A 23161-nucleotide genomic window follows, 5' to 3' on the forward strand; every position below is an offset into this window, starting at 1 on the left:
CCCCTTGACTGAGACATGCACCGGTGTATGTTAAGCCGAGCGTACACGCCTGTATGTTAGCGAACGTTATATAGAAGTCGAGCCAGAGCGTTCGCTTCGCTTCCTCAACGGCCGAGCGCCGTGGTCCTCGAAGGGCCACAGGCAGCCGCCGCGTTCCACAGGAGGTCAAAGATGACCACAATCGATTCCGCACCCATCAGCGCGACCGAGATCCCGGACCGCGTCCACTTCTTCATCGGCGGGGCGTGGCAGACGCCCCACGGCACTGGGCGGCACAGCGTCGTCGAGGCCGCGACGGGCGAGCAGATCGCTGTCGCGGCACTGGGCGACGAGGTGGACGTCGACCGCGCCGTCCGCGCCGCCCGCACCGCCCTGAACGGGCCGTGGGGTGCGACGACCGCCGCTGAGCGGGCCGCGGTCATGCGCCGGTTCGCGGACGCCCTCGAGGCACGGTCCGAGGCGGCGAGCGTGCTCGTCAGCCGCGAGAACGGCATGCCGATCGGCCTGTCCCGTGCGTTCAACGGCGGCGCGCCCGCCGCGCTCCTGCGCATGTACGCCGATCTGATCGAGAAGACTCCGCTGGAGGCGGCGCGGCCGGCGGCGCTGGGCTCGACGATCGTGCGGCGCGAGCCGGTCGGTGTCGTGGGCGCGATCGTGCCCTGGAACTACCCGCTGGCCCTGGCCATGTCCAAGGTCGCGCCGGCGCTGGCGGCCGGCTGCACCCTCGTTCTCAAGCCGTCCCCGGACACCGCGCTGGACAGCTACCTCCTCGCGGACGCCGCGGTCGAGGCCGGCCTTCCGGACGGTGTCCTCAACATCGTCCTGGCCGATCGTGAGGCCGGCATGGCCCTGGTCCGCCACCCCGAGATCGACAAGATCGCGTTCACGGGTTCGACGGAGGCCGGCCGCGTCGTCGGCGCCGAGTGCGGCCGGCTGATCCGCCGGTGCACGCTCGAACTGGGCGGCAAGTCCGCTTCCGTCTTCCTGCGGGACGGCGACCTCGACACCTTCCTCGGCGGTCTGTCGTCGTCCAGTTTCCAGAACAACAGCCAGACGTGCACGACACAGTCGCGCGTGCTGGTGGATCGCTCGCGTTACGCCGAGGTGGTCGATGCCCTGGCGGCCTACGCCACCGGGCTGCGAGTGGGGAACCCGCTGGACGAGACGGTCCAGTGCGGCCCCATGGCCGGCGAGCGTCACCAGCAGCGGGTCCTCGGCTACATCGAGCAGGCCAAGGCCGATTCCCGCCTGGTGGCGGGCGGCGGACGGGTAGCCGGCCAGGACCGCGGCTGGTTCGTGGCACCGACCGTGTTCGCCGACGTCGACAACCACAGCCCCCTCGCCCAGGAGGAGGTCTTCGGCCCGGTCATCGCCGTCATGCCGTTCGACACGGACGAGGACGCGGTCAGGATCGCCAACGACAGCAACTACGGCCTCGCCGGATCCGTATGGACCGCCGACGAGGAGCGCGGCATCGGCATCGCGCGACGCATCCGGACCGGCACGGTCGGCGTGAACTACTACAGCACCGACCTGGGAGCACCCTTCGGCGGCATGAAGGACAGCGGCATCGGCCGCGAGTTCGGCCCGGAAGGACTCGACAGCTACCTGGAGTACAAGTCCATCTACGCAAGCGCCCGTTGGCTGAACGCGTGACAAGGGAAAACACGATGACCGAGACAATCGCCACCACCGCGCACAGCGACAGCCGACAGCACCCGTACGACTACTACTACCGCCCCGGCATGGAACTGCGACCCGCGCCGCCCCGGGCCGGGAACAGCCCCGAGTGGCTTCACATGCGCCGGCGCCTCTTCTCCCCCTGGATCAAGGTGCGTGAGGTCCCGGAGGAGACCCCCCTCATCCGCCGCCTCCAGGACCACCTCTGGCAGGGCGACGAGCTCATGGACGCCGTCGCGGAACTCTCGCGGCGGGTCGGCGCGGAGAAGTTCAGGTCGCTCCTCGACACCGTTCTGGAGCACGGCATCGAGACGGTCGACTCTCCCCCCGAGGAACTCACCGCACTGTTCGAGCAGCTCTGCGGCAGGCCCGACTGGTTCGACGCCGAACTGTACGAGCGGGGCCGCGTGTTGATGGCCAACGGCACGCCGTTCGGAAAGCTCGGCGGCGGCATCGTGAACGTCATCATGACGGCGTACGGCGAGGCGGTGTCCTCCGCCACAGGTGCCACCGGCCGGGTCGAGCGCGACCTCTACCGCCGGGAGCTGGAGACCCAGGACTTCTTCCGCAAGGTACCCCTGCCGGACGCCCTGGACCGCTTCTCGGACACGTTCAAGACGACGGTCCGCGTGCGCCTCATGCACGCGCAGGTACGGCACGGCCTGCGGCGGAGGTGGGGAGCGGACGGCTACGCCCACCACGGCGACCCCATCTCCAACACCGACATGTCGCTGGGGGTGCCGGCCTATGGTGTCGTCAACCTGCTCGTCGACGCCTTGCTGGGCGCTCGCGTGACAATGGCGGACCTTGAGGCCGTCAACATGTACTGGAGCTACACCGCGTACCGCTTCGGGGTTTCAGCGGACATCCTGCCCCGCAACGCCATCGAGGCGATCCAGCAGTTCGACTACATCCTGTCGACCCTCGGCAAGCCCAGCCAGTGGTCCGAGGCGATCGCGGAGAGACTGCTCAGGTACACCCGCGAAGCGTTCACCAGTTCGGACTCCGGGCTGGTGAACCGTCTCGTGGACAAGACGTTCTTCCCGCTCTACTGCGGCATGATCGTCGACATCGGGGGCGACCCCGTCGGATACCAGACCGCCGGGACGTCCGGGTTCAGCCGCTCGCAGCTGCGGAGGTACGGCACGGTGTACCGCACCGTGGGCGGGGCGCTCGTACGGCTCACCAGCTGGGCAGACCGCAGGCCGGGACAGCAGCGGCGGATGCGGGCGCGAGCGGCCGAGGGCGACCCGTTCCAGAACATGTTCCACCGCGTGACCGCGGTGCTGGCCGAGAAGCAGGGCCTGCGGAGCGCGACCTTCGACTCGCACGACGCGAGCAAGCCGACCGACTTCGGCAAGAAGTAGCCGACTCCGGTACGAAGCCGAAGCAGGGGGCGGCTGCCGCCATCCGGTGGCAGCCGCCCCCTGCTCGTCAGTTGGACGCGACGCGTTGCAGCGCCGCCCACCTCAGTTCGTTGAACATCTCCCGGATCAGCCGGGCGTCACCGCCCTGTTCGCGGCCGCCCAGTCCCGCGTAGATCGAGACCGCCATGTTGGCGTACACCGTCGACTGCCGGGAGGTCATTCCCGCTCTCAGGAGCGACGTTCGTACGACCTCGACCGAGCGGCGGTCGATCCGCTGCAGCATGTCCCGGACCGCGGAGTCGGACACCGCCCAGGCCCGAAACGCCATCTCGGTGCGGAATTCGGCGCTCTCCGCGTTCCGGATCGACACGTCGCTGCGCGCGTCGAACCCCAACTCTCGGTCCACGAGGTCGAGTCGCTCCTGACTGACGACGTTCTCCCAGTGGTCGAGGTAGGCGTCCTTGAATACCGCGAGGCTGTCGAAGTGATGGTAGAACGAGCCGCGGGTGACACCGAGACGCGCGCAGAGAGCGACGGCGTTGAGCCCGTCGACCCCCTCGTCGGCCAGGATCGAACTCGCGGCTTCGAAGAATTCCCGTCGCGTGAGCAGGGTGCGTGCCATGGGGCCATCTTCTCAGGTCGGCGTGACCGTCCGTTCGAAGACGTTCGATACCTATGCAGGGCAGCGGCCGCTTGAACCGCCGCCCTGACGTCCCGTCAGCGGGGTGCCATGCGGATGGCGCCGTCGAGGCGGATGGTCTCGCCGTTCAGCATCGGGTTCTCGACGATATGGCGCGCCAGCGCGGCGTACTCCCCCGGGTAGCCCAGCCGCGACGGATGCGGCACCTGGGCACCCAGTGACTTCACCGCCTCCTCGGGCAGGCTGTCGAACAGCGGCGTGTGGAACAGCCCGGGAGCGATGGTGACCACCCTGATCTTCAGGCTCGCGAGATCACGGGCGATCGGCAGGGTCATCCCGACGATGCCTCCCTTGGAGGCGGAGTAGGCCGCCTGTCCCATCTGGCCGTCGAAGGCGGCCACGGAGGCGGTGTTGACGATCACGCCGCGTTCCTCGCCCACGGGTTCGGTCGCGGCCATGCGCTCAGCGACCAGCCTGATCACGTTGAAGGTACCGATCAGGTTGATGTTGATGACCCTGGTGAAGTCGGCGAGCGGGAACGCGCCCTTCTTGCCGACCGTCCTGATGCCGTTCGCGATGCCGGCGCAGTTGACCGCGATGCGCAGGGGGCCGAGTTCACCGGCGGCCTCGACTGCCGCCGCCACGTCCGATTCGCTGGTCACGTCGGCCGGGGCGAAGGCGGCTCGCGCGCCCAGCTCCTTGGCGACAGCGTGGCCGTCGGAGGACGGCAGGTCGACGATGAGAACGTTCGCACCCTGCGCGTGCAGTTCACGTACGGTCGCGAGCCCCAGTCCCGAAGCTCCACCGGTCACCAGGGCGACCGCGTTGCTGATGTCCATCTCTTCTCTCTCCTTCGTCGCTACGCCAGTACGCCGACGAGTCGGCCCTTGATGAGTGCGTGTGCCTCGCTCACGATGCGGGCGATCAGCTCGGCGACGGTCGGGACGTCGTGGATGAGTCCCTGGACCATTCCGGCGGTCCAGATGCCCAGATCGACATCGCCGACTTCGTACACCTTCCGGCCGCGTACGCCGGCCACCAGTTCCCGTACGTCCTCGAACTTCCCGCCCTCGTCGAGGATCGAGACGACCTGCTCGCTGACCGCGTTGCGGGCCACCCGCGCCGTGTTGCCCAGCGGCCGGAAGATCAGGTCGGTGTCCCGCTCGGTCGCCGCCACCAGGCGCCGCTTGACGTTCTCGTGGACGGGCGATTCGGCGGTGGCCAGGAACCGGGTGCCCATGTTGATCCCGTCCGCGCCCAGGGCGAGTGCCGCGACCAGCCCGCGGGCGTCGGCGAACCCGCCGGAGGCGATCATCGGGATGGTGATCTCCTTCGCCGCCGCGGGAATCAGCACCAGTCCGGGGATGTCGTCCTCCCCGGGATGCCCGGCGCACTCGAAGCCGTCGATCGAGATCCCGTCCACGCCCAGCTCCTGCGCCTTCACGGCGTGGCGGACACTGGTGCACTTGTGCAGGACCTTGACCCCGCCCTTGTGGAACACCGGCAGGTGCTCGGCAGGATTGGCCCCGGCCGTCTCCACCACGGGCACGCCCGCCTCGACGATCACGTCCCGGTACTCCGCGTAGGGCGGCGGGCTGATCGAGGGCAGGATCGTCAGATTCACTCCGAAGGGCCTGTCCGTCATCTCCCTGCAGCGGGCGATCTCCTTGGCCAGATCCTCCGGCGTCGGCTGGGTCAGCGCCGTGATGAAGCCCAGTCCTCCGGCGTTGGCCACCGCCGAGACCAGCTCGGCCCGGCCCACCCACTGCATTCCGCCCTGGACGATCGGATACTCCACTCCGAACACGTCACAGAACCGTGTACGCACCATGGCAAGGTTCCTTTCCGTTCCTGCAATGCTCCCGGCACACTAGACGTTCTATATCGATCGATAGATAGTATCGTGATGGATGTCTCGTCGAACCCGGAAGCCTTGACAGGCTCCGACCCGTATATCGATCGTTAGATATGTCGGCGGCACCGGCATCCGCCCGCCGCCCTGGCACCGAGGAACGACCATGACCAGTGCAGTCATCGTGGACGCCGTTCGCACGCCGTCCGGCAGGGGCAAACCGGGCGGCCAACTCTCAGCGATCCACCCGGCCGCCCTGCTGTCCCACACCTTGCGGACACTCGTCGACCGCACGGGCATCGACCCGGGCCTCGTCGACGACGTCATCGGCGGATGCGTCGGCCAGGCGGGCGAGCAGACGGCGAACATCACCCGCAGCGCGGTCCTGGGCGCCGGCTTTCCCGAGCACGTACCGGCGACCACCGTCGACCGGCAGTGCGGCTCCAGCCAGCAGGCGGCCCACTTCGCCGCGCAGGGTGTGCTGGCCGGCGCGTATGACATCGCCATCGCCTGTGGTGTGGAGTCGATGAGCCGGGTCCCCATGGGCAGCGCCGCGCTCGGCCGCGACCCCTTCGGGCCGGCCGTCGCGGCCCGCTACCCCGAGGGACTGGTCAACCAGGGGGTGGCGGCCGAACTGATCGCGGCACGCTGGAAGCTGGACCGCGACACGCTCGACGAGTACGCGGCCCGCTCGCACGCCCGTGCCTGGGCCACCGCCGCCTCCGGTGGATTCGCCGCCGAGATCGTCCCGGTCCCGACGGACAAGGGCAACGTCACCGCGGACGAGACGGTACGCGTCGGGACCACGCCCCAGGGGCTGGCCGGCCTCAAGCCCGCGTTCCGCGACGAGACGCTGAGTGCGCGCTTCCCGGAGATCACCTGGCAGGTCACCCCCGGCAACTCCTCTCCCCTCACCGACGGCGCGTCAGCCGTGCTGATCATGAGCGAGGAACGGGCCGAGGCTCTGGGGCTGCGTCCCAAGGCTCGTTTCCACACCTTCGCCGTCACCGGCAGCGACCCTCTGCTGATGCTGACCGGCGTGATCCCGGCGACCCACATGGTGCTCGAACGCTCCGGCCTGTCGCTGGACGCGATCGACGCCTACGAGGTCAACGAGGCCTTCGCGCCGGTACCACTGGCGTGGCAGCGCGAGTTCGGCGCCGACCCCGAACGCCTCAACCCACGCGGTGGGGCCATCGCCCTCGGCCACCCTCTGGGCGCCTCCGGCACCCGGCTGCTCACCACGCTGGTGCACCACCTCCAGGCCACCGGAGGCCGGTACGGCCTGCAGACGATGTGCGAGGGCGGCGGTCTGGCCAACGCCACCGTCATCGAACGCCTCTAGGCGATCCCCTCCGCAAGCAACCTTTCTCCTCGACTCAGAAAGAGCGATCCAATGACCTTGCGTACCGTCAAGGAGTACCGCGAAGGGCTGCGCGACGGCAGGTCCGTCTTCTACCGCGGCCGCCGCGTCCCCGACGTCGTCCACGATCCCGAGCTGTCCGCCGCGGTCGACCACTCGGCACTCTGCTACGGCATCGCCGACTCCCACCCGGAACTCGCCGTCGCCCAGGGGCCCACCGGTGCCTACTCGGCCTTCTACCAGGTTCCGCGGAACGCGGAGGAACTGCGCGCCCGGGGTGAGCTCATCGAGACCGTGTCCACTCTCGGAGCCGGCACGATCGTGCTCAAGGAGGTGGGCAGCGACGCCTTGTTCGCCCTGCTGCGGTCGCTGGACGGCGTCGACCTGGAGAAGGCGCGGGCGTATCACCAGCGCGTGTGCGACGAGGACCTGGCGCTCGCGGTGGCGCAGACGGACGTCAAGGGTGACCGTTCACTTCCCCCGCACCAGCAGGCCGACCCCGACCTCTACCTCCACGTCGTCGACGAGGACGCTGAGTCGATCACGGTGCGCGGGGCCAAGTGCCACACCTCCTTCTCGGCGAACGCCGACGAACTGATCGTGCTCCCCACCCGCGCCATGGGGCCGGAGGACCGGGACTACGCGATCTCGTTCGCCATCCCGATCGACACACCCGGCCTGCACCTGTACGTCTCGCCGTACTCGGCCGGGGAGCGAAACGACTTCGAGTTCCCGCTGTCGTCGAAGCACAAGCTGCTCGAAAGCCTGACGGTGTTCGACAACGTACGGGTGCCCAAGGAGCGCGTCTTCCTCGACCGCCGCCCAGAGCTGGCCGGCCCGCTGGCGATCGCGTTCGTCGACTACCACCGCTTCACCGCCATCAACTACAAGCTGCCGCTGCTGGACATCCTCGTCGGGGCGGCCTCGCTCATCGCCGAGTACAACGGCATCAGCCGAGCCGGCCACGTCCGGGACAAGATCGCCCAGTTGATCGCCTACGCCGAGACCGTCCGCGGACTCGCCGAGCTTGCCGCGGTCCGGTCGCGGCCGGGGCAGCACGGAATCCAGCAGCCCGACCCGCTCGCGGTCAACACCGCCAAGTACACCTTCGCCCACGGCTACCACGACGCCGTCGCCAAACTGATGGACCTCTCCGGCGGTCTGCTGATCACGGGCCCCGGCGGCGAGGACTGGGACGACCCTGACATCCGCGCGGTACTCGAGAAGTACTACGCCGCCGCCGTCCCCGCCGAGCAGCGACTGCGGATGCTCAACTTCATCGGCGATCTGACCGCTCGTGACTACGGCGGCTACCAGGCCGTGCTGGCGACTCATGCCGAAGGCTCGTTGGAAGCCGAGAAGATGCAGATCGCCCGCTCCTACGACCCCGCCCGGGCCCGCGCGTTCGTCACGCGGCTCGCCGGCCTCGGCTGAGGTGATCGGGCATGACGGGACCGTTGACAGGACTGCGCGTCGTGGAGCTCGGCGGGATCGGACCCGGTCCGCACGCGGCGATGATCCTGGCCGACCTCGGCGCCGACGTCGTACGCGTCGAACGCCCGCAAGGAACGCTCGACCTCACCAGCGGCAAGCCCGACCACCTGCTGCGTGGGCGCAGGTCAGTGGCGGCCGACCTCAAAACACCGCGGGGCCGTGACGTGGTGCTGCGTCTGGTGGAGCGGGCCGACGTGCTCATCGAAGGATTCCGGCCCGGGGTCGCCGAGCGCCTCGGGGTCGGTCCGGAGGACTGCCACCGGGTCAACTCCCGTCTCGTGTACGGGCGGATGACCGGGTGGGGCCAGGAAGGGCCGATGGCCCAGCGCGCCGGGCACGACATCAACTACATCAGCCTCACCGGCGCCCTGCACGCCATCGGACGGCGCGGCGAGCGGCCCGTGCCCCCGCTCAACCTCGTCGGCGACTTCGGCGGCGGCTCGATGTTCCTGCTGACCGGCGTTCTTGCCGCGCTGTGGGAACGGGAACGCTCGGGCGAGGGCCAGGTCGTGGACGCGGCGATGGTCGACGGCACCAGCGTGCTGCTCCAGATGATGTGGACGATGCGCGGCCAGGGCACCTGGTCCGACGAACGGGGCGTCAACCTGCTCGACGGCGGCGCTCCGTTCTACGACACCTACACCTGCCAGGACGGCCGCCATGTCGCCGTGGGCGCCATCGAGCCGGAGTTCTACAGGGCCTTCCTCGCTGGGCTCGGACTCGACCCGTCCGCTCTGCCCGATCAGTGGGACCGGGACAAGTGGCCCATACTGCGGGCCCGGATCGCCGAGGCGTTCCTCGCCCGGCCCCGCGACGAGTGGGCCAAGGTCTTCGACGGCACCGACTCGTGTGTCACCCCGGTCTTGGAGCCCGAGGAAGTCCCGCTCCACCCGCATCTGGCCTCGCGCGGCACGCTCATGGAGATCGACGGGATGTGGCAGGCCGCACCGGCGCCACGCTTCTCCCGGACCGTTCCGGACACGCCCTCCCCCGCCGGGGTGCCCGGGGCGGACACACAGGCCGTACTCGCCGACTGGGAAGCCTGAGAGGAACTCCATGACGCGTACAAGCCGCCGGTACGACCGACACGATGGCGATGGACAGCACCTTTTCATTCAGCAGTTCACGGAGTGGGCAGACCGGCTCGCGCAACGGATCGTCCCCGCGGCGGTCGCGCACCGGCCGCGCCGGGGTGCGGCTCCTTCCCCTGGCACGCCGGTGGGTCCCTCTCTCGGTAGGCCTGTGCGCTCCTCCCTTCGCGAGCTCCCGGAAGCAGCCGTACCCCTCGGTTCGGCGGCCTGTCAGCGCGGACGGCCTACCGGCCGAGCCACCTGCGGAGCCGAGCCAACGGAGCCACCGGCGGTGACCGCCACCCACCACCCCCGGTCCTCCCGGACCGGCCAACCCACTGGGGGACACCGATGACTGCCCCGATCCTGGTCGAGCACGACGAATCCGTACTGCGGATCACCCTGAACCGACCCGACCGTCTGAACGCCCTCACCACCGAGATGCTGACGCTCACCGCCGAAGCGGTCGAGGCCGCCGGGGAGGACTCCGGCGTACGTGTCGTGGTGCTCGGCGGCGCGGGACGCGCGTTCAGCGCCGGCGCCGACCTCGCTGGCAACGAGGCCGAGGAGGTGCCCGGCACCGGCACCATCGACGCGGCCAACCGCCTCACGCTGGCCCTGCGACAGGTACCCAAGCCGGTACTGGCAGCGGTCAACGGCCCCGCGGTGGGGGTCGGCTGCTCCCTCGCCCTCGCCGCGGACCTCGTTGTCGCCCAGAAATCGGCCTACTTCCTGCTCGCCTTCACCCGCGTGGGTCTCATGCCCGACGGCGGCGCGACCGCACTCGTACCGGCGGCCATCGGCCGGGCCCGCGCCATCCGCATGACCATGCTCGGCGAACGCGTCCCCGCCTCCCTCGCTGCCGAGTGGGGCCTGATCACCCACGCCGTGCCCGACAACACCTTCGAGACCGAGATCGAACGGTTGGCCACGCAGCTCGCGGAAGGACCCACAGCGGCGTACGCCCGGACGAAACATGCCCTCAACGCGTCATCACTGGCGCAGTTGGAACACGCACTCGCCGTCGAACGCGAGGGACAGTCCTATCTGTTCACCACCTCAGACTTCGCAGAAGGCGTCGCCGCCTTCCGTGAGAAGCGCCTCCCCCGCTTCGCGGGAAAGTGAGCGCGGGGCCGGCCCGGGCCTTGGCGCCAAGTGCGTGGAGGCTTCACGGGGCCGCGGACGAGCGGCTAACTGTTCGCTCCCGCCGTCGCCCCGGCGTTCCCCTTGAGTTCCCATCCTCCCGTGAGACCCCGTCCACTACTGAAAGGTAGGGCCCGCATGGAACGCGGCCTGTACACCCCGGACCACGAGGACTTCCGCGCCAGCGTCCGGAAATTCGTCGAGCGTGAAATCGTGCCCCACCGTCAGAAATGGGAGGAACAGCGGCTGGTCGACCGCCAGGTGTGGCAGGTGGCGGCCCGCCAGGGGATCATCGGGCTGGGCGTACCCGAGGAGTACGGCGGCGGCGGTGAGAGCGACATCCGTTTCCGCTCGGTGGTGATGGAGGAACTGGCCGCTGTCGGCGCAGCGTCGGTCCAGTTGGGCTTCAGCCTCACCGAGGACATCGCCATGCCGTACTTCCTCGAACTCGGCAACGAGGAGCAGAAACAGCGCTGGCTGCCGGGGCTCGCCGCCGGCGAGCTGATCTCCGCCATCGCCATGACCGAGCCCGACGCGGGAAGCGACCTGCAGGGCATGCGTACGACCGCCGTGCGCGAGGGCGACCACTGGCTCCTCAACGGAACCAAGACCTTCATCACCAACGGAATCCAGGCCGACCTGGTCATCGTCGCGGCGCGCACCGAGCCGTCCGCGGGGTCCCGGGGGATCAGTCTGTTCGTGGTGGAACGGAACACCCCGGGCTTCGACCGTGGCCGCAAGCTGGAGAAGATCGGCCTGCACGGCCAGGACACGGCCGAGCTGTTCTTCCGCGACGCCCGAGTACCCGCCGCCAACCTGCTCGGCGAGCCAGGTAGCGGGCTGCGCCACCTGATGCGGTGCCTGCCACGCGAGCGCCTCGCCATCGCGATGAGCGCCCAGGCCGCCGCCGAGGCCGCGTTCGGATGGACCCTGGAGTACGTACGGGAGCGCACGGCCTTCGGTCGGCCGATCGCCACCTTCCAGAACACCGCGTTCGCCCTCGCCGAGATGCGGACCGAGTTGGATGTCAGCCAGGCCTTCATCGACCGGGCGATGCTCGCCCTGAACGCGAACCAGCTCACCGTGGAGGACGCGGCCAAGGCGAAGTGGTGGGCGACCGAACTGCAGCAGCGGATCACCGACCGCGGCCTGCAACTCCACGGTGGCTACGGCTACATGGCCGAGTATCCGATTGCCCAGGCGTTCCTCGACGGCCGGGTCCAGTCCATCTACGGCGGCACCACCGAGATCATGAAGGAGATCATCAGCCGACCGCTGATCAGGCCGAGCTGAGCAGCAGCGGCCGGCTGTGAGCGGTTCTCTGCCGCCGGCCACGAGCCCTGCCGCCGCGTGAAGCGGAGTTCGGCGGCCACGGAGCAATGATCGCCAAGCACGCCTGTGAAACCGAATAATCCGAAATCATCAGAATCTGGAAGGCGCGATGACCACAGAGCAGTTCGCCGAGAACGCCGCCGCAGCGGTCCTGGAACGTAACGGCCCTATCGCAGTTATCACTCTCAATCGCCCTAAAGCCCTCAATGCAGTGAATGCGGAGCTCTCCTCCGCAGTCGGTGCCGCGCTGGATGAGTTCGCAGCGGACCCTGAACTCCGGGTTGCCGTGCTGACCGGAGCGGGCCGCGCGTTTTGCGCCGGGATGGACCTCAAGGCCGCCGCCGCAGGTCTTCCGGTCATGGCCCCTGGCAACGAGGAGTGGGGATTCGGCGGTGTGGTGAGCCATTGGGTGGACAAACCGCTGATAGCGGCAATCAACGGCCTCGCGCTGGGCGGTGGCGCCGAGATCGCCCTGGCGTGTGATCTAGCCGTCGCCGACGAGAACGCGGTGATCGGGCTTCCGGAAGTGCGTCGGGGTCTCATCCCGGGAGCCGGTGGGGCCATCCGGCTGCCGCGCGTGATTCCCCGGAACGTAGCGCTGGAGATGCTCTTCACCGGCGAGCCGATCACCGCGGCGACCGCGGCCCGGTGGGGCCTTGTCAACAAGGTGACGCCTGCCGGCAAGTCCGTGGAGGCTGCCCTGGAACTGGCCGAAGCGATCGCCGTCGGTGCACCGATGGCGCTCGGCGCCGTCAAGCGGCTCGTCCACGCCTCCCCTGACCTCGGTTCCGATTGGGAGTCCATGGCCTGGGCCGAGAACGACCACGAATGGGCGTTGATCAACGCCAGCGCGGACGCGCTGGAAGGTCCGCGGGCCTTCCTCGAAAAGCGCCCGCCACGCTGGCTCGGCCGCTGAACGCCCTCGACGCATCCACGGTCGGCGACATAGCCGGTGTCGCTGCGGCCGACGATCCAACGCGAGGTAGATCGGGCTGCCAGGCGGACTCCGAGCGCACGGCCGTCCCGTGTCGTACCGCGCGTGCCGAGCCACCCACACGATTGTCCGACGTACCGGCCAGGAGGCAGCACGGCCCACCTGGTCATGCGGCCGCAGACCACGGGCTACCGGTGCTGCCTGTAACCTCCCCAGCGGGGGTACAGCACGGTCTGTGCAGGGGACAGCTACAAGGGAGAGGTACGTGGCACGGCAGACGTCGCGGGCGAAGCAGCCGAATCGAATGCGACGCGAGGAGACTCCGCTCGGCTTCGAGCCGGATCCCGGAGCCGACTGGCGCCACTTCGAAGAGCTCAGCCTCTCGCCCTTCCTCGAAGCTGCCCTTGAGGAGTTCGGTGCTCACGGCTACCACGGCGGCTCAGTACGGGCCATCGCGAACCGGGTCGGCGTAACCCTTCCCACTCTGTACTACCACCACGGCAGCAAGCAGGATCTGCTCGTCACGCTGCTCATGGGTTCGATGCACGACATCCTGGTCCGCTGCCAACACGCCCTCGACGAAGCCGGCGAGCGGCCGGAGGACCAGGTGGCGAACATCGTGGAGTGCTTCACCCTCTACATGACCCACCGACGGCGGCTGGCGTTCCTCGACGCGGAGGTCCGCAATCTGGAGCCCGAGAATCGTGAGCGCTACCTCTCACACCGGGACGAACTCGCCGTGATGCTGCGCCGTGCCGCCCTCGACGGCATCGAGGAAGGTGTGTTCACCACCCCCTATCCGGTGGAGACCGTCCGGGCCATCCTGTCGATGTGCCAGGCCGTCGCCGTCTGGTACCGGCCGGAGGGTCCACTCAGCGAGGCCGAGGTCGCCAGGCGCTACATCCAGATCGCCCTGGACTCCATGGCGTTCCGTCGGCACGGGAAGAAGGTCACGACGCCGTAGCGTCGCCTCCTTCATCCCCCGCAATCGCGACGGCTCGCTTCACCGACGCGGCTTTTCATACCCAGTTCTTCCATCGTTGGACGGCGAGAAGGTCGGCGAGTTCCACAACGCCTCGGCCACACCAAAGCCCTGGGGGATCGCCGACCTTCACCGATCGCTTCGGGCGATCACACGGCGCTGTAGCCGCCGTCCACGACGAACTCGGATCCGGTGGAGAAGCTGGACTCGTCGGAGGCCAGGTAGAGCACCAGCGCGGTGACCTCGCTCGGGTCCGCGATGCGGCCCAGGGGGGCGCTCTGGATCACGGGGTGGTCGTCCGGCAGATCCACCACCATCGGCGTCCGGATGAAGCCCGGGTGTACGGAGTTGACCCGTATCCCCTCGGGTCCGAACTCGGCCGCAGCCGCCTTGGTCATGCCGCGCACGGCGAACTTCGAGGCGGCGTACGCGACGGTCATGGGACTGCCGATCAGGCCGGCGAGGGAGGAGATGTTGACGATCGACCCACCCCCGGCTCGCCGCATGGAGGGTATGACCGCCCGCATACCGAGGAAGACGCTGACCTGGTTGACGTCGATCACCTTGCGGTAGTCGGCCTCGGAGAGGTCCAACAGGGGGCCAGTCTTCTGAATCCCGGCATTGTTGACCAGCACATCAACGGGACCGAAGGTGTCCTCCGCGGCCGCGACGACCTCGTCCCAGCCGGCTGCGTCGGTGACGTCGTGGGCGAGGAAGCGCGCGTGCTCGCCCAGCTCGGCGGCGAGTGCGCTGCCCTCGTCCTTGATGACATCCGTGATCACGACGGATGCCCCCTCCTCGACGAAGCGCCGAGCATGCGTGGCTCCCATACCGCGTGCCCCGCCGGTGATGACGGCGACCTTGCCATTCAGACGTGCCATGACTGCTTCTCCTGTGTGCTTGCTGCTGTTCCGGAGGCTCGCGCCAACCCTAACCCAACTATTGGACACATGCTTAATAGATGTGACCGGTTAGGCTCTGACCAGGAAGGAGGTCCTGTGGATCCGCGCACACGAAGAACCCGGGACAGGCTGGGGGAAGCGATCATGGAGCTCGCCTCGGAGCGCCCGATCGGCGAGGTGTCGGTGGCCGACGTGGCGCGGCGCGCCGGGGTCACCCGGACCACCGTCTACAACCACGCGCCGACCCCGGTGGAGCTGTTGTGCCTCTTCCTCGGAGAGGAGATCGACGAGATCACGAACGCCTTCATCGAAACGGTCGAGGGGACGGTCGAGCCCGATATCCGCGCGGCCGTCAGCGAGAGCGCGCGAGGCCTGTTCCGGCACGTCGCCCGCCACTCACGGATCTACGAACAGGCCCAGACCACGCGCTTCGACCCCGTCATCGGCGACGTACTGGGCCAGCACTTCGAAGTCGGCCTGCGAGCCCATGTCACAAGCCACCCCGAGATCATCCCCGGCTACGCGGAACTCGCGGACGACCCCGCGGCACTCGCCCTGGCCACCGACATCCACGTCGCCTTCAGCGCCCAGGGAGCCGTCGGAGCCGTCGGAGCCTGGCTGCGCCGACCACCACCACGCGACATCGAGGCCGGCGCCGTCGCCATCATGCATTCCACCCCGGAGTGGTGGTTTCAGACCCCTCCCCGCCGAGTACCCTTTCGCGGCTGACGGTGCTGAGGTGCGCTGAGCCGCAGTAGCTGTCCTAGGGGCCCGCGTGATGTGATCGAAAACTACGCAGGCCTACTCAGTCCCGGGACACAGCGTGGGGCGAAGCGGGAGCCCACCCAGCAAGGCGCGGCGGCGGGCAGGTGCTTCTACGGAATGGTCTGCTCCGCCCAGACCGTCTTGCCCGACTGGCCGTACCGGCTGCCCCAGCGTCGGGCCAGCTGGGCGACGAGGAACAGCCCACGGCCGCCTTCGTCGGTCGTGCGGGCCCTGCGCAGCCGGGGCTGTGTGTTGCTGGGGTCGGACACTTCGCAGACCAGGTCCGTGTCCTGGATGAGACGCAGGGAGATGGGCCCGCCTGCGTAGCGGACGGCGTTGGTGACCAATTCGCTGACGATGAGCTCCGTGGCGAAGGCGAGGTCGTCCAGCTGCCAAGCGGAGAGCTGTCGAGTGACCGCCTTCCGGGCATCGGCCACCGCAGCAGGGTCGGCGGGGAACTCCCATACCGCTGTCGCGTCCTGCCGCACAGCCCGGACGCGGGCGAGCAGCAGAGTCGCGTCGTCCCGAGGCTCCGGTTCGGTGACCTCAGCGAGCAACGTGCGACCGACATCCCCGAGAGAGGGCTTCGGCGACTCGCTGCGGCAGAATGTCGCGAGCGCGTCCACCAGTCGAGCCGTGGCACCCTCTGGGTCGTCGCCGTCGAGCCGGGTCAGCCCGTCGGTGTACAGGGCGAGGACGCTGTCCGGCTCCAGCCGGACGCGGGTGATTTCGAACGGCATGCCGCCGACGCCGAGCGGCGGCCCCGGAGCGATCGCGAGTGTCTCCGATGAGCCGTCGGGGCGAATCAGGACGGGTGGCGGATGTCCGGCGCTGGCCAGGGCACACTGCTGACTGACCGGGTCGTACACCGCGTAGAGACAGGTGGCGCCGATCGTGTCGCGCTGGTCGTCGGCAGCCTCTTCAGCGAGCTTCTGCACAAGATCGTCGGCATGGGTGAGGAGTTCGTCGGGGGCCAGTTCGAGGTCGGCGAGCGTCCGCACCGCGCTGCGCAGCTGCCCCATGGTCGCTGTGGCGTGCAGGCCATGTCCGATGACGTCACCCACGACCATCGCGACACGCAGCGACGGCAGAGGTATCACGTCGAACCAGTCGCCGCCCACTTCGGCGCCGCCCCCGGCGGGCACATAGCTCCCGGCTGTCTCCACCGCCGGGACATCGCTCGTCGCGCGTGGGAGCAGGCGCTGTTGCAGCACAGTGGCCGTGCGGTGCTCGCGCGCGTAGCGACGGGCGTTGTCGACACTAAGCGCGCCGCGGGTGACGATCTCCCGCAGCATTTCGGCGTCCTCTTGTTCGAAGGCCGACGAAGACCGGGTGCGCCAGACCAGGACGCTTCCGAGGAGAAGCCCGCGCGCGGACAGCGGCGCCACCAGACAGGCGTGCACGTCGAGAGGCACCAAGAGCCGTATCAGCGCGGGATCGCCGCTCAGCCCTGACAATGCGATCATCTGCTCCCGGCCGATGACGGCGACGACGCCGCCGCGCTGGACGTCCCACAGCGCCTGTGAATCCGGGAGCCTCGGCCACCGGGCCCCGGCCTGAAGCAGATGGTCGGGCCAGTGCCCGTCCGCCGACGCCACCGCAACCTGGCGCATATGCAGCTCACCGCCGCCGACCGCCCTGGCAGGCTCGTTGCCGTCGAGGACTGCCTCCGCGAGAGTCACGGCCGCCAGGTCACCCATGGTCGGGACGAGTACGTCCGCCAGGTCCTGCGCTGTGCGCACCACATCTAGTGAGCGGCCGATGCGCAACGAGGCCTCGTGGCGCATCGCCCGGTGGGTCAGGTCCTCACGACCCGTCGTAGCGTCCGAGTACAGTGCGGCGACGCCCACAGAGCGGCCTCGGGAATCGATCAGGCGGAAGGCCGAGACGGACAGCTCCCATACCCGCCCGGGCGCATGTGCCAAGCGTAGGTGCAGGCCCTGCAGAGAATCGGGCGCACCTGTCTCCAGGACCCGCCGCAGCAGCTCCTCGACCTGGCCGACCGACGGCTCGGCCAGGATTGAGTGCAGCGCACTGTCTGGAGGCACAGGCGGCGCATCAAGCGCCCACGCCGTGAAGTTGGTCTGCGTAATCCGCAGGTCGAGATCGTGGATAGTGACCCAGAGCTGGTCCTGGGCGAGCAGAGCCTGCCCCAGGGCTGCATCTACCTGCCGATCGGCTCGCTCCAGGAACGGCCGATCGCGAGGGTGATCTGCGAACGCGTCCATGTCACTCCTGCCCTGAGCGGAACTGCCCACCAGGCGGCCACAGCCATAGGAACAATTGTCCTATACATCCCTTATATATAGCCAGTGGGCGACCTCGCCCACAGAGGTCGGGAACGTAGGTGATCTACACGTAGTACGTGATGAAGCCCAGGGACGAGATGGCACGGATCGGGCTGCCAGCATGCCGACCTCCGGCACGACGCCGAACAGGAGAGGCGCATGCCAAAGCCATGGCCGCCACGCTGGTCGTCGATTCCGCGCAGTTCCAGGAAAGGACACGCGACAACGTTCGTGTGCACTAGGCCTGCTTCGAGGCCAGTTCGACCACCGTGATGTCGGACGGGGCGCCCACGCGGACCGGCGGTCCCCAGGCTCCGGCACCGCGACTCACGTAAAGCTGGGTGTCTCCGTAGCGTTCGAGGCCGGCGAGCGTCGGGTTCGCCAGCTCGGCGATGAGGTTGCCGGGCCACAGCTGGCCGCCGTGGGTGTGGCCGGAGAGTTGCAGATCGACGCCGTGGCGCACGGCGTCGTGGATGACGATCGGCTGGTGGGCCAGTAGGACCGCGGCGCGGGAGCGGTCGCGGCCGCCAAGGGCCTTGGTGAAGTCGGGGCCCTGGCCCTCGCTCTCGCCGCGGATGTCGTTGACGCCCGCCAGGTCGAAGCCGGGCAGCTCCGTGCGGGCGTTCTCCAGTGGGTTCAGCCCCAAGTCGCGTACCTTCTCGACCCACTGCTCGGCGTAGCCGGAGAAGTATTCGTGATTGCCGGTCACGAAGTACGCCCCGTGGCGCGCCCGGAGCTGGGCGAGCGGCTGGACGGCCGGACCGAGGTCCTCGACGCTGCCGTCCACAAGGTCTCCCACAACGGCGATCAGGTCGGGCTGCGTCGCGTTGATCGTGTCGACGACCCGCTGGGCGAACCCACGGCCCAGAACCGGGCCAAGGTGGATGTCGCTGACGACGGCGATCCGGAACCCGTGTGCGCTGCGGGGCAGTCTGGCCAGGGGGATGGTGAGGCGCTTCACCTTGGGGCCACGGAGCACTCCGTAGGTCCCGTAGCCGACGGTGCCGACGGAGACTGCCGCCGCAGCGCCGCCCACGACGCGGGAGACGAAGAGGCGGCGGGAGGGGCCCGTGGGTCTGGTTGACGAGAGCCCGGGTTCCGGAGCACGCGGATGCTCGTCCACGGCGACGGCCTCCGGCATGTCCCGTGCGCCGCCGGAGACGCCGGGCTCCTCCGTCAGGGATCGCGGCCGGCCGACGGCGACGAGTTCCTCGCCCCGCGGCGCCCCGGGCTCCCCTGGCCGGCCGCTCACGGGCCGCCCGGACGGATGTGCCCGCTCCTGCCTGTCTGTTCCGGCGTCCCGTCGCGCGAGCCACCGTCGCAGTAGGGGCCGGACGGCCTCGCCCGCCAGCAGTGCGAGCAGCAGGTACAGGAACAAGACCATCCACAGGTATCCGGGCCAGGACAGGAACTGCTCAAGCCAGAACGGGACCCATGGGTTCTCGGCCACCAAGGCGCCGCCGGTCAGTAGAGGCCCGGCCACGAAGACGATGGTTCCCGCACGCCGCTGGAGAGAGCCCAGGCGTGTCGTGTCGCGTACGAGACGACGCCACGCGTACCAGTGGAGGGCTCCGAACGCCACCAGCACGGCGAGTCTGACGAGCATGAAGATGATGACCACGGCCGAGCAGAGCCTTCCCTTGGAGCATTCGTCGGGACGGAAGAGTCCCACTACGGCCGATACCGACCGTGTCCTGTGACCCACGACGCAGCGTGCCGGCAGTCCACGGAACCCAGGGATGAGCGGGACGCAGCGCGGTCAGTAGCTTGACACCGAACGCCCGCCACCTGGGAGGGAGAGTTTTCTACCTGGGTACTCCGTTCACGACACCGCACCAAGGTTGATGTTCCGCACTGCAGTTACGCAGCACGGGATTCCGCGAGGCCGTGATCAGTGAGTGAGCCTTCGCCAACTTGAAGTCGCAGGTCAAAGGGCTGGTGTGCCCGGTTCTCGGTGCGCTCACGCTGGTCGTGGGCGACTGTCTGAGGAGTAGATCACCGTCAGGGCTCAGCTTGCCGGTTCTTGCTCGCTGTGGCCGGGCGGCCTTCTACGATCCGATGCATGGATCCCGAAACTGCTAGAATGGATCACCGCGCGGCGCGCGGAACTGGACGAACTCGAAGAACAGCTGGCCAAGGAGTTGGCGGAGGTGCGGCCGAGCGAGACGAACTCGCCGTCGCCGAGAGGGTCCTTGCACGGGTGAGCGAATAGCTCGCCACCGAACGCGCCTCAACCGCGCCGGCGCCTCGGCAGGTGGATGGTCGAGCGGTGATGCTGATCCCGCACCGCGCGCCGCCGCCCGGCCCGGCCGAACCCACGACGTCACCGCCGCCCGCCACGACCATGTCCTGGCCCACCTGCGCGCCGCCGGCCTCGGGACGCCGACGGACCTCGGCTTCGCGGCCTGGACAACGACGTACGCGACCCCGTGGTCGTCACCGGCTTCACAGCCACCCGCGCCCACAAGATCACCCTGGGCCAGAATGACACCACCCGCGTCCTCGCCACCGGACGCGCACCGATCGAACACCGCTTCGCCCACCTCAAGAACCGGCGGATCCTCACCAAGCTCCGCACCGATCTCGCCCGCGCCACCCACTTTCTGCGCGCCCTGCTGGTTCTGACGAACCTCGAAGTCAATCACTGACGGAGGTGTTCCGTTGGCGCGTTTCACGGGAACGGGAGGGACCCGCTGAAGGTCCGGCGGGATTGATCTTTGAGCCGTCCCGGCACGGTCAGTCGTGACGGGCGAGTTTGACCGCGGAAACGAGCAGGATCATGGCCAGCACGGGGATGAGCACCAGGTCCGGGAACACCCCGAGAAGCAGCCCACCCAGGACCGCGCCGGCGATCGAGCCAGCGGCCATCACCACGGTGAAGCGGAGGTTGGCGCCGAGGACGGCGAAGCTGCCGTCGCGGCTGTAGCGGGCGAAGGCCACCAGCATCGTCGGCAGTGACACCAGCAGGGAGAGACTCCCGGCGATCTTGATGTCCTGGCCGAACAGCAGCACGATCGTCGGGATCAGCAGTTCCCCTCCGGCCACACCCATGATCGCCGCGACCACCCCGATACCGAACCCGGCCACGACGCCGCAGGGCACCTGCGCCCACAGCGGCAGCGCGAGTGTGCTCAGGACGGTGATGTGCGTGACCACCAGGGCCGCAGCCATGAGCACCATCAGCGCCGCCAGTACCTTGTAGAGGGTGCTGCTGCGCATGCGCACCGCCCAAGCCGCCCCGGCCCAGGCCCCAATCAGGCTGCCGGCCAGCAGATTGACCGCAACCGGCCAACGTGCGGCCACCTCAGCGGCCGGGACCGCTGCCAGCCGGGCGGGCAGCGCGACCAGGACCACGACCAGGCTCATCGCCTTGTTCAGAATGACGGCCGAGATCGCGGCGAACCCGAAGAGGCTGATCAACAGCGGCAAGCGGAATTCGGCCCCGCCCAGACCGATCATCCCGCCCAGAACACCGATGGCCACCCCCACACCGAGCACCACGGACGCAGACCGCGCCGGGCGAAGGGGAGCGAGGCCCTGGTCAATGGTCATGACGGACATCCTCGCGGATCCCCCCTGTTACTACGGCACGGCCCCACCTTCGGGGATAGACACGGTGTACCCGCTCAGGATTCGTCCGGACCTCCGAGAACCGGCATCGCGGCCCGAGCCCTCCCCGACGCCCAGTTCTGTCGAAATCTCGTGGGTAGAGCCAGACCGACGATCTACTCCTCAGGCAGTCACCCACGACCAGCGTGAGCACGCCGAGAACCGGTCACACCAGCCCTTTGAACTGCAACTTCAAGTTGGCGAAGGCTCAGTACTGTGCAGCCGTTTGCCGCGCAACGTGGTGGCGGTGGACGGGGCCGTCGGCGCCACCTTGGTGGTGCCGTTGACGTAAACCGCCGGGATCGGGTTCGATGCGGTTCTGGGCAGCGAATGCCATGTCGGAGTGGTTGGTCAAGAAATACGCTGACCGAGGCACAAGTTCAGCGGTGACGGCCATCCAAACAGCTCCCGCCTGCCACGGTTAGCCACTCTGGCGGGATTACATCTCCCCGATTCCATAGTTCACCGTCAGGGAGATGACTTCCGCACATCTCATCGGCCGGGTCACCCAGAACCTGCGGCGTCCCGGGTCCGTCGGCTTCCCACACTCCTGCAGCTTTCAGGCGGATCGCGCCAGCCCGCGGCCTTGATGCATACGTTCAGCGATCCGACTCGACTGACAATCTCTACGGACTCCCAAGGGACCAGTCGAATGAAACAACAAGCCAACCGAACCCTCGAAAAGCGAGATTGAACCCGACGCACCCCACGGAATACGAAAGAAGTCAGAAAACTATCCGGCCCGTTCGACGGATACCCGCAAGCCGTTCACACCGCGACCTTATTTCCGACATTTCAACCGTCGCTCCCGTCCACAGAACGTGCAGGATTCCATCCCGGGAGTCAGGCAACCAGGCAGAAAACTCTACCCCCCACACCTCTGCCAAGTGATGGCAAACTGACGGGCATGACCAGCCACGCGCACCGCGGCGAGCTGGGTGAATTCCCCGAAACTCTGCGCCGCGTCCTTCATCACGACTGACTAACACCGCCGGATTCACCCCGGCGATGACGACGCGGTACTGCCTCCCGGCACCCAGACGAGCAAGGCAATTGACCTTCCGCCGACCGAAAGCGTACGCATGTCCACTGAACTCACCGAGTCAGCCGTTCCTCCCACCACCGAATCCTCCTCAGATCCGTCCCGGCGCACGTTCATCGCGACGACCACCGTGGTCGGCGGTGCTGTCGTGGCCGGCGGCCTGATCGCAAGCCCGCTGCTCGGCGCCCAGGAGGCGGCCGCGGCCGAGGCGCCGCCGAGCAGCCGTGTCAGGCTGACGGTCAACGGCAAGCGGCACACTGTCACGGTCGACAACCGGACCTCGCTGCTGGACCTGCTGCGCGAGCGCCTGGACCTGCCCGGCACCAAGAAGGGCTGCAACGCCGGTGCCTGCGGAGCCTGCACGGTCCTGGTCGACGGGCAGCGGGTCAACTCTTGCCTGACACTGGCCGTACGCCTGGAGGGCGCCGAGGTCACCACCATCGAAGGCCTCGCTCCGGGTGGCGCGGACGGCGAACTGCACCCGCTGCAGGCGGCGTTCGTCGAGCAGGACGCCTTCCAGTGCGGCTACTGCACGCCCGGCCAGATCATGTCCGGCGTCGGCTGCATCCAGGAGGGCCACACCGGCTCCAAGGACGAGATCCGGGAGTGGATGAGCGGCAACATCTGCCGCTGCGGCTGCTACGTCAAGATCGTGCGCGCGGTCGAGCAGACCGCACGCGGGAAATGAGGACCGCCCT

The 23161-nt window shown here is 68.4% G+C and carries 19 protein-coding genes; 12 read left to right on the forward strand and 7 right to left on the reverse strand.

Annotated features, from left to right (window positions below; genetic code table 11):
- The first annotated feature begins 171 nt into the window (after window positions 1-171).
- Window positions 172-1656 carry an aldehyde dehydrogenase gene (locus IG08_RS0130595; protein WP_078655814.1) on the forward strand — a complete coding sequence of 495 codons (1485 nt, stop codon included), beginning with the start codon at window positions 172-174 and terminating at the stop codon, window positions 1654-1656.
- A 14-nt stretch (window positions 1657-1670) separates the two neighbouring features.
- Window positions 1671-3047: an oxygenase MpaB family protein gene (locus tag IG08_RS0130600; protein WP_052424940.1), complete on the forward strand. Its 1377-nt coding sequence runs from the start codon at window positions 1671-1673 to the stop codon at window positions 3045-3047.
- 67 nt (window positions 3048-3114) lie between these two features.
- Here IG08_RS0130600 and IG08_RS56015 read toward each other — a convergent pair whose 3' ends face one another.
- The 3 genes from IG08_RS56015 to IG08_RS0130615 form a co-directional block, all read right to left on the reverse strand.
- On the reverse strand, window positions 3115-3669 hold the full coding sequence (locus IG08_RS56015; protein ID WP_052424941.1) for a TetR/AcrR family transcriptional regulator: 555 nt from the start codon (window positions 3667-3669) through the stop codon (window positions 3115-3117).
- Window positions 3670-3764: 95 nt separating this feature from the next.
- The gene (locus IG08_RS0130610) at window positions 3765-4526 is read right to left on the reverse strand and encodes a 3-hydroxyacyl-CoA dehydrogenase (RefSeq protein ID WP_030609604.1); all 762 of its coding nucleotides are present in this window, start codon (window positions 4524-4526) and stop codon (window positions 3765-3767) included.
- A gap of 20 nt (window positions 4527-4546) precedes the next feature.
- A complete protein-coding gene (locus IG08_RS0130615) occupies window positions 4547-5518 on the reverse strand; it encodes an NAD(P)H-dependent flavin oxidoreductase (protein WP_030609607.1) in 972 nt (323 codons plus the stop codon).
- A gap of 187 nt (window positions 5519-5705) precedes the next feature.
- On the opposite strand from IG08_RS0130615, the gene IG08_RS0130620 reads away from it, so the two are divergent.
- The 7 genes from IG08_RS0130620 (at window position 5706) to IG08_RS0130650 (ending at window position 13839) form a co-directional block, all read left to right on the forward strand.
- Window positions 5706-6884: a thiolase family protein gene (locus IG08_RS0130620; RefSeq protein ID WP_030609609.1), complete on the forward strand. Its 1179-nt coding sequence runs from the start codon at window positions 5706-5708 to the stop codon at window positions 6882-6884.
- Between the two features lie 51 nt (window positions 6885-6935).
- Entirely contained in the window at window positions 6936-8336 is a 1401-nt protein-coding gene (locus tag IG08_RS0130625) for a 4-hydroxyphenylacetate 3-hydroxylase N-terminal domain-containing protein (RefSeq protein ID WP_030609612.1), read from the forward strand.
- An 11-nt stretch (window positions 8337-8347) separates the two neighbouring features.
- A complete protein-coding gene (locus IG08_RS0130630) occupies window positions 8348-9442 on the forward strand; it encodes a CaiB/BaiF CoA transferase family protein (RefSeq protein ID WP_030609615.1) in 1095 nt (364 codons plus the stop codon).
- A 375-nt stretch (window positions 9443-9817) separates the two neighbouring features.
- Window positions 9818-10591 (forward strand): enoyl-CoA hydratase, encoded by a 774-nt coding sequence (locus tag IG08_RS0130635; RefSeq protein WP_030609616.1) that lies wholly within the window; start codon window positions 9818-9820, stop codon window positions 10589-10591.
- Between the two features lie 156 nt (window positions 10592-10747).
- Window positions 10748-11902, forward strand: a complete 1155-nt coding sequence (locus IG08_RS0130640) for an acyl-CoA dehydrogenase family protein (RefSeq protein WP_030609620.1) — start codon at window positions 10748-10750, stop codon at window positions 11900-11902.
- 148 nt (window positions 11903-12050) lie between these two features.
- A complete protein-coding gene (locus tag IG08_RS0130645) occupies window positions 12051-12857 on the forward strand; it encodes a crotonase/enoyl-CoA hydratase family protein (protein ID WP_030609624.1) in 807 nt (268 codons plus the stop codon).
- Between the two features lie 283 nt (window positions 12858-13140).
- Entirely contained in the window at window positions 13141-13839 is a 699-nt protein-coding gene (locus IG08_RS0130650) for a TetR/AcrR family transcriptional regulator (protein WP_234343012.1), read from the forward strand.
- A gap of 167 nt (window positions 13840-14006) precedes the next feature.
- Here the strand turns inward: IG08_RS0130650 and IG08_RS0130655 are convergent, their stop codons facing one another.
- On the reverse strand, window positions 14007-14738 hold the full coding sequence (locus IG08_RS0130655) for a glucose 1-dehydrogenase (RefSeq protein ID WP_030609631.1): 732 nt from the start codon (window positions 14736-14738) through the stop codon (window positions 14007-14009).
- A 165-nt stretch (window positions 14739-14903) separates the two neighbouring features.
- Here IG08_RS0130655 and IG08_RS56020 point away from each other — a divergent pair, with 165 nt between their 5' ends.
- Entirely contained in the window at window positions 14904-15488 is a 585-nt protein-coding gene (locus IG08_RS56020; RefSeq protein ID WP_030609633.1) for a TetR/AcrR family transcriptional regulator, read from the forward strand.
- Between the two features lie 146 nt (window positions 15489-15634).
- Here IG08_RS56020 and IG08_RS0130665 read toward each other — a convergent pair whose 3' ends face one another.
- On the reverse strand, window positions 15635-17752 hold the full coding sequence (locus tag IG08_RS0130665) for a SpoIIE family protein phosphatase (protein WP_052424943.1): 2118 nt from the start codon (window positions 17750-17752) through the stop codon (window positions 15635-15637).
- 298 nt (window positions 17753-18050) lie between these two features.
- A complete protein-coding gene (locus IG08_RS0130670; protein WP_030609640.1) occupies window positions 18051-19433 on the reverse strand; it encodes a metallophosphoesterase in 1383 nt (460 codons plus the stop codon).
- 808 nt (window positions 19434-20241) lie between these two features.
- On the opposite strand from IG08_RS0130670, the gene IG08_RS0130675 reads away from it, so the two are divergent.
- Entirely contained in the window at window positions 20242-20460 is a 219-nt protein-coding gene (locus tag IG08_RS0130675; protein WP_043455600.1) for a hypothetical protein, read from the forward strand.
- 88 nt (window positions 20461-20548) lie between these two features.
- Here the strand turns inward: IG08_RS0130675 and IG08_RS0130680 are convergent, their stop codons facing one another.
- Window positions 20549-21364 (reverse strand): sulfite exporter TauE/SafE family protein, encoded by an 816-nt coding sequence (locus IG08_RS0130680; RefSeq protein WP_030609646.1) that lies wholly within the window; start codon window positions 21362-21364, stop codon window positions 20549-20551.
- 1139 nt (window positions 21365-22503) lie between these two features.
- Between IG08_RS0130680 and IG08_RS0130685 the strand changes: the two genes are divergently transcribed.
- The gene (locus IG08_RS0130685; RefSeq protein WP_030609650.1) at window positions 22504-23151 is read left to right on the forward strand and encodes a (2Fe-2S)-binding protein; all 648 of its coding nucleotides are present in this window, start codon (window positions 22504-22506) and stop codon (window positions 23149-23151) included.
- Window positions 23152-23161: the final 10 nt, after the last annotated feature.

The organism is Streptomyces fulvoviolaceus (genome assembly GCF_000718165.1).
GTDB lineage: Bacteria > Actinomycetota > Actinomycetes > Streptomycetales > Streptomycetaceae > Streptomyces > Streptomyces fulvoviolaceus.